14 protein-coding genes are annotated in these 15,681 nt (G+C 67.6%); 13 read left to right on the forward strand and 1 reads right to left on the reverse strand.

The features are described from left to right. The first annotated feature begins 315 nt into the window (after positions 1-315). Complete coding sequence (locus Q0W90_RS10190) at positions 316-558, forward strand: antitoxin (RefSeq protein ID WP_297774409.1); 243 nt, start codon at positions 316-318, stop codon at positions 556-558. Between the two features lie 136 nt (positions 559-694). On the opposite strand, the gene Q0W90_RS10195 is transcribed toward Q0W90_RS10190, so the two are convergent. Beyond that, positions 695-1,003, reverse strand: a complete 309-nt coding sequence (locus tag Q0W90_RS10195) for a hypothetical protein (protein WP_297774411.1) — start codon at positions 1,001-1,003, stop codon at positions 695-697. 169 nt (positions 1,004-1,172) lie between these two features. Between Q0W90_RS10195 and Q0W90_RS10200 the strand changes: the two genes are divergently transcribed. From Q0W90_RS10200 to Q0W90_RS10260, 12 genes are all read left to right on the forward strand, one after another. Next, on the forward strand, positions 1,173-1,358 hold the full coding sequence (locus tag Q0W90_RS10200) for a hypothetical protein (protein ID WP_297774413.1): 186 nt from the start codon (positions 1,173-1,175) through the stop codon (positions 1,356-1,358). Between the two features lie 58 nt (positions 1,359-1,416). Beyond that, the gene (gene ahcY / locus Q0W90_RS10210) at positions 1,417-3,255 is read left to right on the forward strand and encodes an adenosylhomocysteinase (RefSeq protein WP_366894916.1); all 1,839 of its coding nucleotides are present in this window, start codon (positions 1,417-1,419) and stop codon (positions 3,253-3,255) included. A gap of 62 nt (positions 3,256-3,317) precedes the next feature. Further along, positions 3,318-3,950 (forward strand): dTMP kinase, encoded by a 633-nt coding sequence (locus Q0W90_RS10215; RefSeq protein WP_297774415.1) that lies wholly within the window; start codon positions 3,318-3,320, stop codon positions 3,948-3,950. An 80-nt stretch (positions 3,951-4,030) separates the two neighbouring features. Further along, a complete protein-coding gene (gene mtrA, locus Q0W90_RS10220) occupies positions 4,031-4,717 on the forward strand; it encodes a two-component system response regulator MtrA (RefSeq protein ID WP_007168097.1) in 687 nt (228 codons plus the stop codon). 46 nt (positions 4,718-4,763) lie between these two features. After that, positions 4,764-6,446, forward strand: coding sequence for an MtrAB system histidine kinase MtrB (gene mtrB, locus Q0W90_RS10225; protein ID WP_297598459.1), 1,683 nt, complete (start codon positions 4,764-4,766; stop codon positions 6,444-6,446). After that, entirely contained in the window at positions 6,446-8,200 is a 1,755-nt protein-coding gene (gene lpqB / locus Q0W90_RS10230; RefSeq protein WP_297598462.1) for an MtrAB system accessory lipoprotein LpqB, read from the forward strand. The genes mtrB and lpqB overlap by 1 nt, the downstream gene beginning before the upstream one ends. Before the next feature lie 151 nt (positions 8,201-8,351). Continuing rightward, positions 8,352-8,984 (forward strand): ComF family protein, encoded by a 633-nt coding sequence (locus Q0W90_RS10235; protein WP_297598464.1) that lies wholly within the window; start codon positions 8,352-8,354, stop codon positions 8,982-8,984. A gap of 320 nt (positions 8,985-9,304) precedes the next feature. Next, positions 9,305-9,973, forward strand: coding sequence for a ribosome-associated translation inhibitor RaiA (raiA, locus tag Q0W90_RS10240; RefSeq protein WP_297598480.1), 669 nt, complete (start codon positions 9,305-9,307; stop codon positions 9,971-9,973). A gap of 166 nt (positions 9,974-10,139) precedes the next feature. Then, positions 10,140-12,968, forward strand: a complete 2,829-nt coding sequence (gene secA, locus Q0W90_RS10245) for a preprotein translocase subunit SecA (protein ID WP_297598466.1) — start codon at positions 10,140-10,142, stop codon at positions 12,966-12,968. A gap of 246 nt (positions 12,969-13,214) precedes the next feature. Then, positions 13,215-13,979, forward strand: a complete 765-nt coding sequence (gene mddA / locus Q0W90_RS10250; protein ID WP_297774418.1) for a methanethiol S-methyltransferase — start codon at positions 13,215-13,217, stop codon at positions 13,977-13,979. A 61-nt stretch (positions 13,980-14,040) separates the two neighbouring features. Continuing rightward, positions 14,041-14,523 carry a cation:proton antiporter regulatory subunit gene (locus tag Q0W90_RS10255; RefSeq protein WP_297598470.1) on the forward strand — a complete coding sequence of 161 codons (483 nt, stop codon included), beginning with the start codon at positions 14,041-14,043 and terminating at the stop codon, positions 14,521-14,523. 4 nt (positions 14,524-14,527) lie between these two features. After that, positions 14,528-15,679, forward strand: a complete 1,152-nt coding sequence (locus Q0W90_RS10260; RefSeq protein ID WP_297774421.1) for a cation:proton antiporter — start codon at positions 14,528-14,530, stop codon at positions 15,677-15,679. Positions 15,680-15,681 lie beyond the last annotated feature (2 nt).

A 15,681-nucleotide genomic window follows, 5' to 3' on the forward strand; every position in this document is an offset into this window, starting at 1 on the left:
ACAAGGCGACGGCCTCTAAGCGCTGTGCTATCCCTGCGTCCTGCCAGCTCAGACGGCTGGGAGGGGCACCGTAGACGCATACGTAGTCGCTCGTCACGCAGCGGCACCGCGGCCCGCGTTCATGGTCAGCGCGGCAGGTCGTCCGTTCGATCCGGACCGGGGGCTCCACAACTCGCTGAGCTTCGCTTCTCCGACGATTCGGCCATGATCGTGGCAGCGGCGCGGCTATCATCGCGCGGCGTCCCGCTCAGCTGCACATGAACCCGGCAACAACAGCAGTTGTCATCTGATGACCTCCTGCGCAGCATCTGATGCGTGCGAACTACCCTTGACATCGACGGCTCGGTGCTGGAACAGCTCAAGGACTACCAGCGAAGCAGGGGCAAGTCGCTGGGGGCAGTTGCATCCGAGTTGTTGGCCAAGGCGCTTGCAGAGACGAGCCCAGATCAGCCGCCGCCGCTGGAATGGGTCTCGCATCCGATGGGGGCCCGCGTCGACCTACACGACCGTGAAGCCGTTGATCGACTTTCTGGCATCGAGTACCGGTCTACCCAATGAGCGTGACCGTCGACGCCAACGTCTTGCTTTACGCCTCCGATGAGCGCAGTCCGCGCCACGACTCGGCAGTAGCATTGCTCACCCGGTTGGCCGCGGGACCTGGCTTGGTCTACCTCTTTTGGCCTGTGGCTATGGCCTATCTACGGATCGCCACGCACCCAGGCGTTTCGATCAGCCACTGGATCCAGATGACGCGCGGCAGAACCTGGATCAGCTCGTCGGTCGTGCGCACGTGCGATGTCCCGGAGAGACCGACAGGTTCTGGCAGGTGTATCAAGACCTCGTCGGCGATGACGCGATCCGCGGCAACGTGGTGACCGACTCGCACATCGCTGCACTGATGCGCCAGCACGGGGTTTCCACGATCTTTACAGCCGACCGCGGCTTCCGTCGCTTTCCCGGTATCACCGCTCGCGACCCCTACGCCGAAGCGAACGGCGAACATCGCGGATCCGCTGATTGACGAGGTCGCGGCTCGGTCGCCGCGTGTCACCGGCGAAACCGCGACCGCGGGCTACCGCGCGGCGAGAGGGGCGTTCTGAGTCGGCGGAACGACCGGAAGTCGGTGCTGATGGTCGCGCGTCCCGATAGCCCGGCACGGGCAGGATCGAGCCATGCCGAAGTTGCTCTCGCGGACCGCGCTTGCCGTCACCGCCTTCAAGCAGGTCAAGAAATTTCTCGACAGCCCTCGCGGCCAGCAGCTGATCGCCCAGGCCAAAACCAGAGCCAACGACCCCGCGACACGTGCCAAGATCAATGAGATGGTGGCCAAGGTGCGTCGCAAGGCTGCGCCACGGTGAACCGGCTTGAGTGACCGGGCCGTCAAAACTTGACACGCCCGTGGTAGCCTCTGCCGCGATGAATTCGCCGCAGAGCATCCAGCAGGCGAGCGACGCGACCGGCTGGTCTCCTCGCATGCTGCGTTATCTGGAAAGCAGCGGCTTGATCAGGCCGATGCGGACACCCGGGGGCCATCGGGTCTACGGCGCCGCTCAGCTGCAGCGGCTCCGTGACCTGCACGACATCGTCAAGCGGTTCGACATCGGGCTCACCGACGTTGCCTTCGAGCTGCGCCAACGCACCGATCCGGAGCTTGCCCAGGCACTCGACGCGTGGTTCGGCGCGGTCCACCGGGTAGCCGCCCCGGCTCGTGCATCGCTCTACCGCAAGCTTGCAAGTCCACTTCCACAGACTGGAGACGTCCTGATGCCCGACACCACCCCGATCCCGGTCACGGAGCTGACCCCTGACGCGGCCGGGAGCGTGAGTGACTTCAAGGTCGCCGATCTTTCGCTCGCCGAATTCGGCCGCAAGGAGATCCAGCTGGCCGAGCATGAGATGCCCGGCCTGATGGCGCTTCGCGAGGAGTACGGCAAGGCCCAGCCCCTGGCGGGCAAGCGCATCGCCGGCAGCCTGCACATGACGATCCAGACCGCGGTGCTGATCGAGACGCTCGTCGCGCTCGGGGCCGACGTCCGCTGGGTGAGCTGCAACATCTTCTCCACGCAGGACCACGCGGCGGCCGCCATCGTCGTGGGACCGAACGGCACCCCGGAGAACCCGCAGGGCGTGCCGGTCTACGCGTGGAAGGGCGAGACGCTCGACGAGTACTGGTGGTGCACCGACCAGATGCTCACCTGGCCGAACGGGAAGGGTCCCGAGGCCATCGTCGACGACGGCGGTGACGCGACCCTGCTGATCCACATGGGCGTCGAGTTCGAGGCTGCCGGCGCCGTCCCGCAGCCCGACGAGAACGACCCCGAGGAGTACGGCGTCATCCTGGAGACGCTGCGCCGCTCGATCGCCGACGACCCCACCCGCTTCACCCGGTTCGCCCAGGATATCCAGGGCGTCACCGAGGAGACCACCACAGGCGTACACCGGCTCTACGAATTCGAGCGCGGCGGCACCCTGCTGTTCCCGGCGATCAATGTCAACGACTCGGTCACCAAGTCCAAGTTCGACAACAAGTACGGTTGCCGGCACTCGCTGATCGACGGCATCAACCGCGGCACCGACGTCCTGATCGGCGGCAAGAAGGTGCTGGTCTGCGGTTACGGCGACGTCGGCAAGGGCTCGGCCGAGTCGGTGGCCGGCCAGGGCGCGCGGGTGACGGTGACCGAGATCGACCCGATCAACGCCCTGCAGGCGCTGATGGAGGGTTTCGACGTCAAGCGGGTGGAGGACGTGATCGGCGAGGCCGACATCGTCATCACCACCACCGGCAACAAGGACATCATCACCCTCGAGCACATGAAGGCCATGAAGGACAAGGCGATCTTGGGCAACATCGGCCACTTCGACAATGAGATCCAGATCGCCAGGCTGGAGCGCTCCGGCGCCACCAAGACCAACATCCGCCCGCAGGTCGACCTGTGGACCTTCCCCGACACCGGCAAGTCCATCATCGTGCTCTCCGAGGGTCGGCTGCTGAACCTCGGCAACGCCACCGGACACCCGTCGTTCGTGATGAGCAACAGCTTCTCCAACCAGGTCATCGCCCAGATCGAGCTGTGGACCAAGAACGACGAGTACGACAACGAGGTCTACCGGCTGCCCAAACACCTCGACGAGAAGGTGGCCCGCATCCACGTGGAAGCGCTCGGCGGTGAGCTGACCAAGCTGACCAAGGAGCAGGCCGAGTACATCGGCGTCGACGTCGACGGCCCCTACAAGCCGGACCACTACCGCTACTGAGGCCCGCGCGCCGGTCGCCGAGTGTGCGGACAGCCGCGCATTCGGCGGGCTAGGCTCGCGCCGTGCTGATCGCGATCGAAGGCGTCGACGGCGCCGGCAAGCGGACGCTGTCCGAAGGGCTGCGCGCGGCGTTTCACGCGGTCGGGAGGTCGGTGGCCACGCTGGCCTTCCCCCGGTACGGGCAATCGGTGACGGCCGACATCGCGGCCGAGGCGCTGCACGGCGCGCACGGGGACCTGGCGTCGTCGGTCTACGCGATGGCTACCCTCTTTGCGCTCGACCGCGCCGCCGCGGTCGCGCACATCGAGGGGCTGCGCCGCGACCACGACGTGGTGATCATGGATCGCTACGTCGCCTCCAACGCGGCCTACACCGCCGCCCGCCTGCACCAGGACGCGGCCGGGCCGGCGGTGGCCTGGGTGCACGGGCTCGAATACCAGCGGTTGGGGCTGCCCGCACCGGATTGGCAGGTGCTGCTGGCGGTGCCGGCCGAACTGGCCGGGCAGCGCGCGCGCAGCCGTGCGGAATCCGATCCGGGCCGGGCGCGCGACAGCTACGAACGCGACGACGGGCTTCAGCAACGCACCGGCGCGGTCTACGCAGAGCTCGCTTCCGCGGGCTGGGGAGGACGCTGGCTGGTCGTCGACAAAGATGTCGATCCGGGTCCTTTGGCCGCCAGTTTGGCGGCCGGATAGCACAAATTTGTCACGATTTGGCCCTATCGAAGAAGAAACGCCCGTGTGGCGCCCCAAATTTGTCCCGATCTGGTGACACCATGGACTCCATGAGGCAAAGGATTTTGGTCGTCGATGACGACGCTTCGCTCGCCGAGATGCTCACCATCGTGCTTCGTGGGGAGGGTTTCGACACTGCGGTCATCGGTGACGGCACCCAGGCCCTGACTGCGGTGCGCGAACTGCGCCCCGATCTGGTGTTGTTGGACCTGATGTTGCCCGGCATGAACGGCATCGACGTGTGCCGGGTGTTGCGCGCCGATTCGGGCGTGCCGATCGTGATGCTGACCGCCAAGACCGACACCGTCGATGTGGTCTTGGGCCTCGAGTCGGGTGCCGACGACTACATCATGAAGCCGTTCAAGCCCAAGGAGCTGGTGGCCCGGGTGCGGGCGCGGCTGCGGCGCAACGACGACGAGCCCGCCGAGATGCTGTCCATCGCCGACGTCGAGATCGATGTGCCGGCACACAAGGTCACGCGCAACGGCGAGCAAATCTCCCTGACCCCGCTGGAGTTCGACTTACTGGTGGCGTTGGCGCGCAAACCGCGTCAGGTGTTTACTCGTGATGTGCTGCTCGAACAGGTGTGGGGCTATCGTCACCCGGCGGATACTCGCCTGGTGAACGTGCACGTCCAGCGTCTGCGGGCCAAGGTTGAGAAAGACCCTGAGAACCCGACCGTGGTGTTGACCGTTCGAGGAGTGGGTTACAAGGCCGGACCTCCGTGACCGGCGGCGACGTTGTAGAGCGTCGCGTTAGGGAGGAGCGCCGGCGGTGATTTGGGGCTCCCGGCGACGCACTCGGAGCCGCTGGGGGCGCTCCGGCCCCATGACTCGCGGCGTGGGGGCCGTGAGTCGCGCCGTCGCCATCGCCTGGCGCCGCTCGTTGCAGTTGCGGGTCGTCGCGCTGACGCTCGGGTTGTCGCTGGCGGTCATTCTGGCGCTCGGCTTCGTATTGACCAGTCAGGTCACCAATCGCGTGCTCGACGTCAAGGTCAAGGCCGCGATCGAGCAGATCGACCGGGCGCGCACCACCGTGGGTGGGATCGTCAACGGCGAAGAGGCGCGCTCGCTGGACAGCAGCCTCCAGCTGGCCCGCAACACGCTGACCTCCAAGACCGATCCGGCCTCCGGCGCGGGGCTGGCCGGTGCCTTCGACGCGGTGTTAATGGTGCCTGGCGACGGCCCGCGCGCCGCGACCACGGCCGGGCCCGTCGACCAGGTGCCCAATTCCTTGCGCGGCTTCGTCAAGGCCGGGCAGGCGTCCTACCAGTACGCGACCGTGCACACCGACGGTTTCTCGGGGCCGGCGCTGATCGTCGGCACCCCGGCGTCCTCGCAGGTGGCCAACCTGGAGCTGTATCTGATCTTCCCGCTGAAGAACGAACAGGCCACCATCCAGCTGGTGCGCGGCACCATGATCACCGGCGGCGCGGTGCTGCTGGTGCTGCTCGCCGGGATCGCTCTGCTGGTGTCGCGCCAGGTCGTGGTGCCGGTGCGCTCGGCCTCGCGCATCGCCGAACGGTTCGCCGAAGGGCACCTGTCGGAACGCATGCCGGTGCGCGGCGAGGACGACATGGCGCGCCTGGCGATGTCCTTCAACGACATGGCCGAAAGCCTGTCGCGTCAGATCACCCAGCTGGAGGAGTTCGGTAACCTGCAGCGCCGCTTCACTTCTGACGTGAGCCACGAGCTACGCACCCCGCTGACCACGGTGCGTATGGCCGCCGATCTGATCTATGACCACAGCGCGGACCTCGACCCGACGCTGGCGCGCTCCACCGAGCTGATGGTCAACGAGCTGGACCGCTTCGAGTCACTGCTCAACGACCTGCTGGAAATCTCCCGGCACGACGCCGGTGTCGCCGAGCTGTCAGTCGAGGCGGTCGACCTGCACACCACCGTGCGGAACGCACTGAGCAACGTGGGGCATCTGGCCGAAGACGCCGGCATCGAACTCCAGGTGGAACTGCCGACAGAAGAGGTGATCGCCGAGGTCGATACCCGCCGGGTGGAACGGATCCTGCGCAACCTGATCGCCAACGCCATCGACCACGCCGAGCACAAGCCGGTCAAGATCCGGATGGCCGCCGACGAGGACACGGTCGCCGTCACCGTGCGCGACTACGGGGTCGGACTGCGGCCCGGTGAGGAGAAGCTGGTGTTCAGCCGGTTCTGGCGTGCGGACCCCTCGCGGGTTCGCCGGTCCGGCGGCACCGGGCTCGGCCTGGCGATCAGCATCGAGGACGCGCGGCTGCACCAGGGCCGGCTGGAGGCGTGGGGCGAACCGGGCGATGGTTCGTGCTTCCGGTTGACGCTCCCACTGGTGCGCGGTCACAAGGTGACCACCAGCCCGCTGCCCATGAAGCCGGTTCCGCAACCCGCCCCCCAGGCCGATGGGCCCGAGCGTACGGAACGCCCGCAGCGCCAGCGTGAGCACGCCGAGAGGACCCTGTGATGCGGCGCCTGTTGGGCCTGCTGATGCTGGCCGTGCTGCTCGCCGGTTGCGCCGGGGTGCCCAGCTCGTCGGCGCCGCAAGCCATCGGCACCGTCGAGCGGCCGGCGCCGTCGAACCTACCCAAGCCGACTCCGGGCATGGACCCCGACGTGCTGCTACGCGAATTCCTCAAGGCCACAGCCGATCCGGCGAACCGGCACCTGGCCGCCCGCCAGTTCCTCACCCAGTCGGCGTCCAACGCATGGGACGACGCCGGTAGCGCGCTGCTGATCGACCACGTCGTGTTCGTCGAAACCCGTGCGGCCGAACGTGTTTCGGCAACCATGCGGGCGGACATCCTGGGCTCGCTGTCCGACATGGGGGTCTTCGAGACCGCCGAGGGTGTGCTGCCCGACCCGGGGCCGATCGAATTGGTGAAGACGTCCGGCGGTTGGCGGATCGACCGCCTGCCCAACGGGGTCTTCCTGGACTGGCAGCAGTTTCAGGCGACCTACAAACGCAACACGCTCTACTTCGCCGATCCGACCGGCAAGACGGTGGTTCCCGATCCGCGCTACGTCGCGGTGCCCGACCACGACCAGTTGGCCACCGAGCTGGTCTCGAAGCTGATCGCCGGGCCGCGGCCCGAGATGGCCCACACGGTCCGCAATCTGCTCGCACCGCCGCTGCGGCTGCGCGGGCCGGTGACCCGGGCCGACGGCGGCAAGAACGGGATCGGGCGCGGTTACGGCGGTGCGCGCGTCGATCTGGAGAAGCTGTCCACCACCGATCCGCACAGTAGGCAATTGGTTGCGGCACAGATCATTTGGACCCTCGCCCGCGCCGATATCAGGGGCCCGTACGTGATCAACGCCGACGGCGCGCCGCTGGACGACCGGTTCCGCGACGGGTGGACCACCTCCGATGTCGCGGCCACCGACCCCGGTGTGGCCGACGGCGCGGGCGCCGGACTGCATGCCCTGGTGAGCGGTTCACTGGTGTCGCTGGACGGGCAGCACACCACGATGGTGCCCGGCGCGTTCGGGCGCATGGGCGACCAGACCGGCGCCGCGCTATCGCGCAGCGGCCGGGAGGTGGCGTCCGTGGTGACGCTGCAACGGGGCGCTCCGGACATGGCGGCCTCGTTGTGGATCGGTGATCTGGGCGCGGAGGCGGTGCAGTCCGCCGACGGGCACAGCCTGTCGCGGCCCACCTGGTCGCTGGACGACGTGGTCTGGGTGGTGGTCGACGGCAACAACGTGCTGCGGGCGATTCAGGAGCCGGCGTCGGGGCAGCCCGCGCGCATTCCGGTGGATTCGGTGGCGGTGGCCACCCGGTTCCCGGGGCCGATCACCGACCTGCAGCTGTCCCGCGACAGCACGCGCGCCGCGATGGTGATCGGCGGCCAGGTGATTCTCGCCAGCGTCGAACAGACCCAGGCCGGGCAGTACGCCCTGACGTATCCGCGCCGGCTGGGCTTCGGGTTGGGCAATTCGGTGGTGTCGCTGTCCTGGCGCACCGGCGACGACATCGTGGTGACCCGCACCGACGCCAACCATCCGGTCTCATATGTGAACATCGACGGGGTGAACTCCGACGCGCCGGCGCGCGGCCTGCAGATGCCGGTGACGACGGTGGTGGCCAACCCGTCCACGGCGTACGTCGCGGGACCCGAAGGGGTGCTGCAATATTCGCCGTCCGCCGACGGTCAGCAGGGCTGGTCGCAGGTGCCCGGGTTGACGGTGCCGGGGGCGGCGCCGGTGCTGCCGGGTTAGTGGCGATCGCCAGCGCGGCGTGGCCGGGTGCAGCGGGTCGCCGCCATCGGGTTAGTGGCGATCGCTAGCGCGGCGTGGCCGGGTGCAGCGGGTCGCCGCCATCGGGTTAGTGGCGATCGCGCATGTCACCCCTACCTACCACACTGTCGCCATGCTCGACCTATTCCTTCCGATGGAATGCGGCGGCTGCGGGGCGCCGTCGACCCGCTGGTGCGATGCGTGCGCCATCGAGCTGGCCGTCAAGCCGGACGAGCCGCACGTGGTGAACCCGCGCATCGACCCCGAGGTGCCGGTGTTCGCGCTCGGCCGCTACGCCAACGGCCGCCGGCAGGCGATCCTGGCGCTCAAAGAACACGGCCGTGCCGATCTCGTCGCACCGCTGGCGCGCGCGCTGGCCGTCGGGGTGCACCGGCTGCTGTCGTGGGGGATCGTCGAGACCCCGCTGGCCATCGTGCCCGCGCCGACCCGGCGGTCGGCCGCGCGCCGGCGCGGCGGCGACCCGGTCAACCGGCTGGCGCACACCGCGGTGGCGCAGCATCCGGAGATCGCCGTCGCCAAGGTATTGCGGATCAAGGCACTAACCCGCGACTCGGTGGGTCTGGGCACCGCGGCGCGCGAACGCAACATCACCGGCCGGGTCGTGCTGCGCGGCCGGGCGCCGCGCACCGACGTCATGGTCGTCGACGACATCGTCACCACCGGGGCGACGGCGCGAGAGTCGGTGCGCGTCCTGCACGCCGCGGGGGTTCGGGTCGCCGCGGTGCTGGCGATCGCCGCCGTGTGAATCGCCCGCGGCTTTGCCACACCCGTGAACTGGCCAAGAGGTTGTGAAGAACACGCAACAGCTCTGCGAAATTAGTGGCATGGGTAGGCGAACACGAGCTAACGTCGGAAGCAACGTTCATGACTCACTGGTCGGATATTTCCAGGTTGAGGCCCACTTGCGGGAAGGGGTGAGTAATCGACACCTTGCACCGGCGGGCAGCCTGCGGCGGTAGCCAGTCTCGAACCGCTCCCACCCCGTCGGCGCATCAAGCAGCCGGGCACGCAGGGCGCGTGCGACGTGTAAAGAGAAACGAGTTGTCACGTATGTCAAGGCTATCCGTGGATTCCGGTCAGATTCTGGACCAACCGTCTTCCACTACCGATGGGCAAGCTCAGCCGACAACCACCGCCGAAGTTGTGTTCAAGGGCCGCAACGTAGAAATCCCCGATCATTACCGTCTTTACGTCTCGCAAAAACTCGCCCGCCTCGAGCGGTTCGATCGCTCCATCTACCTTTTCGATGTCGAGCTCAAGCACGCGCCCAACCGGCGGCAGCGCAAATCCTGTCAACGCGTGGAGATCACCGCCCGCGGCCGAGGCCCGGTGAGCCGGGCGGAGGCCTGCGCCAACAGTTTCTACGCCGCGTTCGAGTCCGCCGTCGACAAACTGGAGAGCCGGCTGCGCCGGGTCAAGGACCGCCGCAAGGTTCACTACGGCGACAAGACGCCGGTGTCGCTGGCCGCCGCCACCGCGGTGCCGCCGCCCGAACCGGCGCGCGGCGCGCCCGAGGCGCCGGCCGAGCACGACGGCGTGGACCCAGGCCACGAACCCGGACGGATCGTACGGACCAAGGAGCATCCGGCCACGCCGATGACGGTCGACGACGCGCTCTACGAGATGGAGCTGGTCGGGCACGACTTCTTCTTGTTCCACGACAAGCACACCGAACGGCCGTGCGTGGTCTATCGACGGCACGCCTACGACTACGGGCTGATCCGGCTGGGTTGATCCGGGCGTCCTGACGGGTCCTGCGGGGCGGCGACCCGCTGCGCCCGGCGGTGCCGCGCTTGCGATCGCCGCGGCGGCCATCATGGACTTGTCACCTACCATGGGAGTCGCCTAAGAGAAGACTCCTACCAACAAACAGGGGAACATCCCAAAAGGGGACAACACCGTGCTGTCGAAGTTGCTGCGCCTCGGCGAAGGTCGCATGCTCAAGCGTCTCAAGCGGGTGGCTGACTACGTCGACACCTTGTCCGACGAGATCGAGAAGCTCACCGACGCCGAGTTGCGGGCCAAGACCGACGAGTTCAAGAAGCGGCACGCCGACGGCGAAAGCCTCGACGACCTGCTGCCCGAGGCCTTCGCGGTGGCGCGGGAGGCGGCCTGGCGGGTGCTCGACCAGCGCCCGTTCGAGGTGCAGGTGATGGGCGCGGCGGCGCTGCACTTCGGCAACGTCGCCGAGATGAAGACCGGTGAGGGCAAGACGCTGACCTCGGTGCTGCCGGCCTACCTGAACGGCGTCGGCGGCAAGGGCGTGCACGTCGTCACCGTCAACGACTACCTGGCCAAACGTGACAGTGAGTGGATGGGCCGCGTGCACCGCTTCCTCGGCCTGGACGTCGGCGTGATCCTCGCCCAGATGACCCCCGACGAGCGCCGGGTGGCCTACAACGCCGACATCACCTACGGCACCAACAACGAATTCGGGTTCGATTACCTGCGCGACAACATGGCGCATTCGCTCGACGATCTGGTCCAGCGCGGACACAACTTCGCCATCGTCGACGAGGTCGACTCCATCCTCATCGACGAGGCCCGCACCCCGCTGATCATCTCCGGCCCCGCCGACGGCGCCTCCAACTGGTACACCGAATTCGCCCGGCTGGCGCCGCTGATGGAAAAGGACACCCACTACGAGGTCGACCTGCGCAAACGTACCGTCGGCGTGCACGAGCTCGGGGTGGAGTTCGTCGAGGATCAGCTCGGCATCGACAACCTGTACGAGGCCGCCAACTCGCCGCTGGTCAGCTACCTCAACAATGCGCTGAAGGCCAAGGAGCTGTTCAACCGCGACAAGGACTACATCGTGCGCGACGGCGACGTCCTCATCGTCGACGAGTTCACCGGTCGCGTGCTTTACGGCCGCCGGTACAACGAGGGCATGCACCAGGCCATCGAGGCCAAGGAGCACGTCGAGATCAAGGCGGAGAACCAGACGCTGGCCACCATCACGCTGCAGAATTACTTCCGGCTCTACGACAAGCTCGCCGGGATGACCGGTACCGCCCAGACCGAGGCGGCCGAGCTGCACGAGATCTACAAGCTCGGCGTGGTGCCCATCCCGACCAACAAGCCGATGGTCCGCGCCGACCAGTCCGACCTGATCTACAAGACCGAGGAAGCCAAGTACATCGCGGTGGTCGATGACGTCGTCGAGCGCTACGAGAAGGGCCAGCCGGTGCTGATCGGTACCACCAGCGTCGAACGCTCGGAGTACCTGTCGCGGCAGTTCACCAAGCGGCGCGTCCCGCACAACGTGCTCAACGCGAAGTACCACGAGCAGGAGGCCGGCATCATCGCCGAGGCGGGCCGGCGGGGCGGCATCACCGTGGCCACCAACATGGCCGGCCGCGGTACCGACATCGTCTTGGGCGGCAACGTCGACTTCCTGGCCGACAAGCGGCTGCGCGAGCGGGGCCTCGACCCGGTGGAGACGCCCGACGAGTACGAGGCGGCCTGGCACGAAGAGCTGCCCCTGGTGAAGGAAGAGGCGAGCAAGGAGGCCACCGAGGTCATCGAGGCCGGCGGCCTGTACGTACTGGGCACCGAGCGGCATGAGTCGCGGCGAATCGACAACCAGCTGCGCGGCCGCTCCGGCCGCCAGGGCGACCCGGGCGAGTCGAGGTTTTACCTGTCCCTGGGCGACGAGCTCATGCGCCGCTTCAACGGCGCCGCCCTCGAGGCCATGCTCAACCGGCTGAACCTGCCCGACGACGTGCCCATCGAAGCCAAGATGGTCACCCGCGCCATCAAGAGCGCCCAGACCCAGGTGGAGCAACAGAACTTCGAGGTCCGCAAAAACGTTCTCAAGTACGACGAGGTGATGAACCAACAGCGCAAGGTGATCTACGTCGAGCGACGCCGCATCCTGGAGGGCGAGAACCTCAAGGGGCAGGCGCTGGACATGGTCCGTGACGTGGTCACCGCCTACGTCAACGGCGCGACGACCGAGGGCTACGCGGAGGATTGGGACCTGGACGCCCTGTGGACGGCGCTGAAGACGCTGTACCCGGTGGGCATCGACCACGAGCCGCTGACCCATCACGACGCCGACTCCGAGCGCGACGACCTCACCCGCGAGGAATTGCTTGAGGCGCTGCTGAAGGACGCCGAAAACGCCTATGCCGCAAGAGAATCCGAGCTCGAAGAGATCGCGGGTGAGGGCGCGATGCGTCAGCTGGAGCGCAACGTGCTGCTCAACGTCATCGACCGCAAATGGCGCGAGCACCTTTACGAGATGGACTACCTCAAGGAGGGCATCGGGCTGCGCGCGATGGCGCAGCGCGATCCGCTGGTCGAGTACCAGCGCGAGGGCTACGACATGTTCATGGCCATGCTCGACGGCATGAAAGAGGAGTCGGTCGGATTCTTGTTCAACGTCACCGTCGAGGCGGTGCCCTCCCCACAGGTCGCCCCCGTCCAGGCGCCCGAAGGGTTGGAAGAATTCGCCACCGCGGCGGCCGGGCAGCAGGGCGGCACGACGACGGCCGTGCGCGAAGAGGCCCCAAGCACGTTGCGCGCGAAAGGTATTGACAGCCAGGCGCCAGCGCTCACTTACTCCGGCCCGTCGGAGGACGGCTCGGCGCAGGTGCAGCGCAACGGCGGCGACGCGAAGACCCCGGCCGGGGTTCCGGCCGGGGCCAGCCGCCGCGAGCGGCGTGCGGCGGCGCGCCAACAGGGCCGCGGCGCCAAGCCGCCCAAATCGGTGAAGCGGCGCTAGCGGCCATCCTTCACTCGGGTGGGCGGCAGGCCGCACACCCGGCGCCGAAGGTGCGGCAGGCCGCACACCCGGCGCCCGGGTGGAAGGTCGAACCGCATCGGCACCAGCAAGTACGCGCTGCGGCACGGGCCCGGTGAACCCGGTGCCCAGCTAACCCGAGATCGCGGCCGAAAACGTGCCTACCGCGGCTGAAAATGAGGCATCCGCCCCATGTTCAAATGCGCCGATGAGGCGCACAATCAGCTAATGAAGCGATTCTTGATAGTGGGCTACGGCGTCGCGGCTTACCTGCTCTTTCTCGCCGCGTTTCTGTACCTCGTGGCTTTCCTGGGAAACTTCTGGGTGCCGCGAACCGTCGATCACGGGCTGTCGGCGCCCATCGGTCAGGCCGTCCTGGTCAACATCGTGCTGCTGGCTCTATTCGCCGTGCAGCACAGCATCATGGCGCGGCCGTCATTCAAGGCGTGGTGGACACGATTGGTGCCGGCGTCGATAGAGCGCAGCACCTATGTGATGTTGTCCAACGTGGTGCTGGTGTTGCTCTACTGGCAATGGCGGACGATGCCGGCCGTCGTCTGGGATGTGCGGCTGCCGGCGGGGCGCCTGGTGCTGTGGACGTTGTTCTGGCTCGGCTGGGCGATCGCGCTGGCCGCGACGTTCATGGTCAGCCACTTCGACCTGTTCGGCCTTCGCCAGGTGTTTCTGGCGTGGCGTGGAAAACCGTACACACACATAGGTTTTCACGCGCGGATGCTGTACCGGTTGGTGCGCCACCCGCTGATGCTCGGTTTCGTCATCGTCTTCTGGGCGGTGCCCACCATGACGGCCGGACACCTGCTCTTCTCGGTCGCCATGACGGGCTACATCCTGGTCGCCACCCATCTGGAAGAGCACGACCTGGTGGAGGCGCTGGGTGAGCAGTATCGCGATTACCGTCGCCGGGTGCCGATGCTGCTGCCGCTGGGGCGCCGGCCGCGCCGGGAGCCGACCCAACCGGCGGAGCTGCATTAGCGCACGAGCAAGTGCGGCGGTCCGCTGACGGCGCGCCGCGCGACCTGTCAGGATTGACGGCATGGATGTCAAGGAGGTGTTGCTGCCCGGGGTCGGTCTTCGCTACGAATTCACCGATCAGAAGGGCGACCGCATCGGCATCATCGCGCGGCGCGGAGGCGATTTCGACGTCGTCGTCTATACCCGCGAGGATCCGGACGAGGCCCGGCCGCTGCTCCACCTCAGCGACCAGGAGGCCGAGGCCGTGGCGCAGATCCTGGGGGCGCCCCGGATCGCCGAGCGGTTCACCGAGCTGGCCCGCGAGATACCCGGGCTCGAGACGGGACAGGTCCACATCCTGGCCGGCAGCCCCTTCGTGGACCACCCGCTGGGGGACACCCACGCCCGCACCCGCACCGGGGCGTCCATCGTCGCCATCGTCCGCAACGAGCAAGTGCTCGCGTCACCGGGCCCCGCGGAGATGCTGCATGTTCGGGACGTTTTGATCGTGATCGGCACCGAAGACGGCATCGCCGGCGTCGAGCAAATTATCGACAAAGGTTGAGCGGGTGCAAATCTCGGGGACGCTGTTGCTACAACTCGGCGCTCTCCTGGCCACGCTGGCCGTATTGGGCGGCGCCGCACGCCGATTCGCGCTCTCGCCCATACCCGTGTACTTGCTGGCGGGCCTGGCCCTGGGCAATGGCGGGATCCTGCCGATGGCCGCCGGCGGGGAGTTCATCACCACCAGCGCACCCATCGGTGTCGTGTTGCTGCTGCTCACCCTGGGGTGCGAGTTCTCGGCGGCCGAATTCGCCAGCAGCATGCGCCACCACCTGCCGTCCGCGGCCGTCGACATCGTCCTGAACGCCACGCCCGGCGCGATCGCCGGCTGGCTGCTGGGATTGGACGGCGTGGCCATCCTGTGCCTGGCCGGCGTCACCTACATCTCGTCGTCGGGCGTCATCGCACGGCTGCTGGGGGACTTGCAACGGCTCGGTAACCGGGAAACGCCGGCGGTGCTGTCGGTGTTGGTGCTCGAAGACTTCGCGATGGCCGCCTATCTGCCGCTGTTCGCCGTCCTGGCGTCGGGCGGCGGGTGGCTGCACGCCGTCGTCGGCATGGTGGTGGCGGTGGGCGCCCTGGCGGTGGCGTTCGCCGTCTCCTACCGCTGGGGTCACCACATGGACCGGCTGGTCCAACATCCCGACTCCGAACAACTGATGCTGCGGGTGCTGGGAATCACCCTGATCGTGGCGGCGCTGGCCGAATCCCTGCACGCCTCGGCCGCGGTGGGCGCCTTCCTGGTGGGCCTGACGCTGACCGGGGAAACGGCCGAGCGCGCCCGCCAGGTGCTGGGCCCGCTGCGCGATTTGTTCTCCGCCATTTTCTTCCTGGCGATCGGCTACGCGGTGGATCCGCGGGAGCTGATTCCCATGCTTCCCGCCGCACTGATGCTGGCCGTGGTGACCGCCGCGACCAAGGTGGCCACCGGGATCTTTGCGGCCCGGCACGACGGAGTGGCGCGGCGCGGTCAGTTGCGCGCGGGCACCGCGCTGATCGCCCGGGGCGAATTCTCGTTGATCATCATCGGATTGGCCGGCACGTCGCTGCCCGCCGTCGCGGCGGTGGCGACGTCCTACGTTTTGGTCATGGCGATCGTGGGGCCGATCGTGGCCCGCTACGCCAGCGGCCCGCGGGCCGCCAGCGCGGCGAACTGACC

The sequence above is a fragment of the Mycobacterium sp. genome, assembly GCF_025933915.1.
GTDB lineage: Bacteria > Actinomycetota > Actinomycetes > Mycobacteriales > Mycobacteriaceae > Mycobacterium.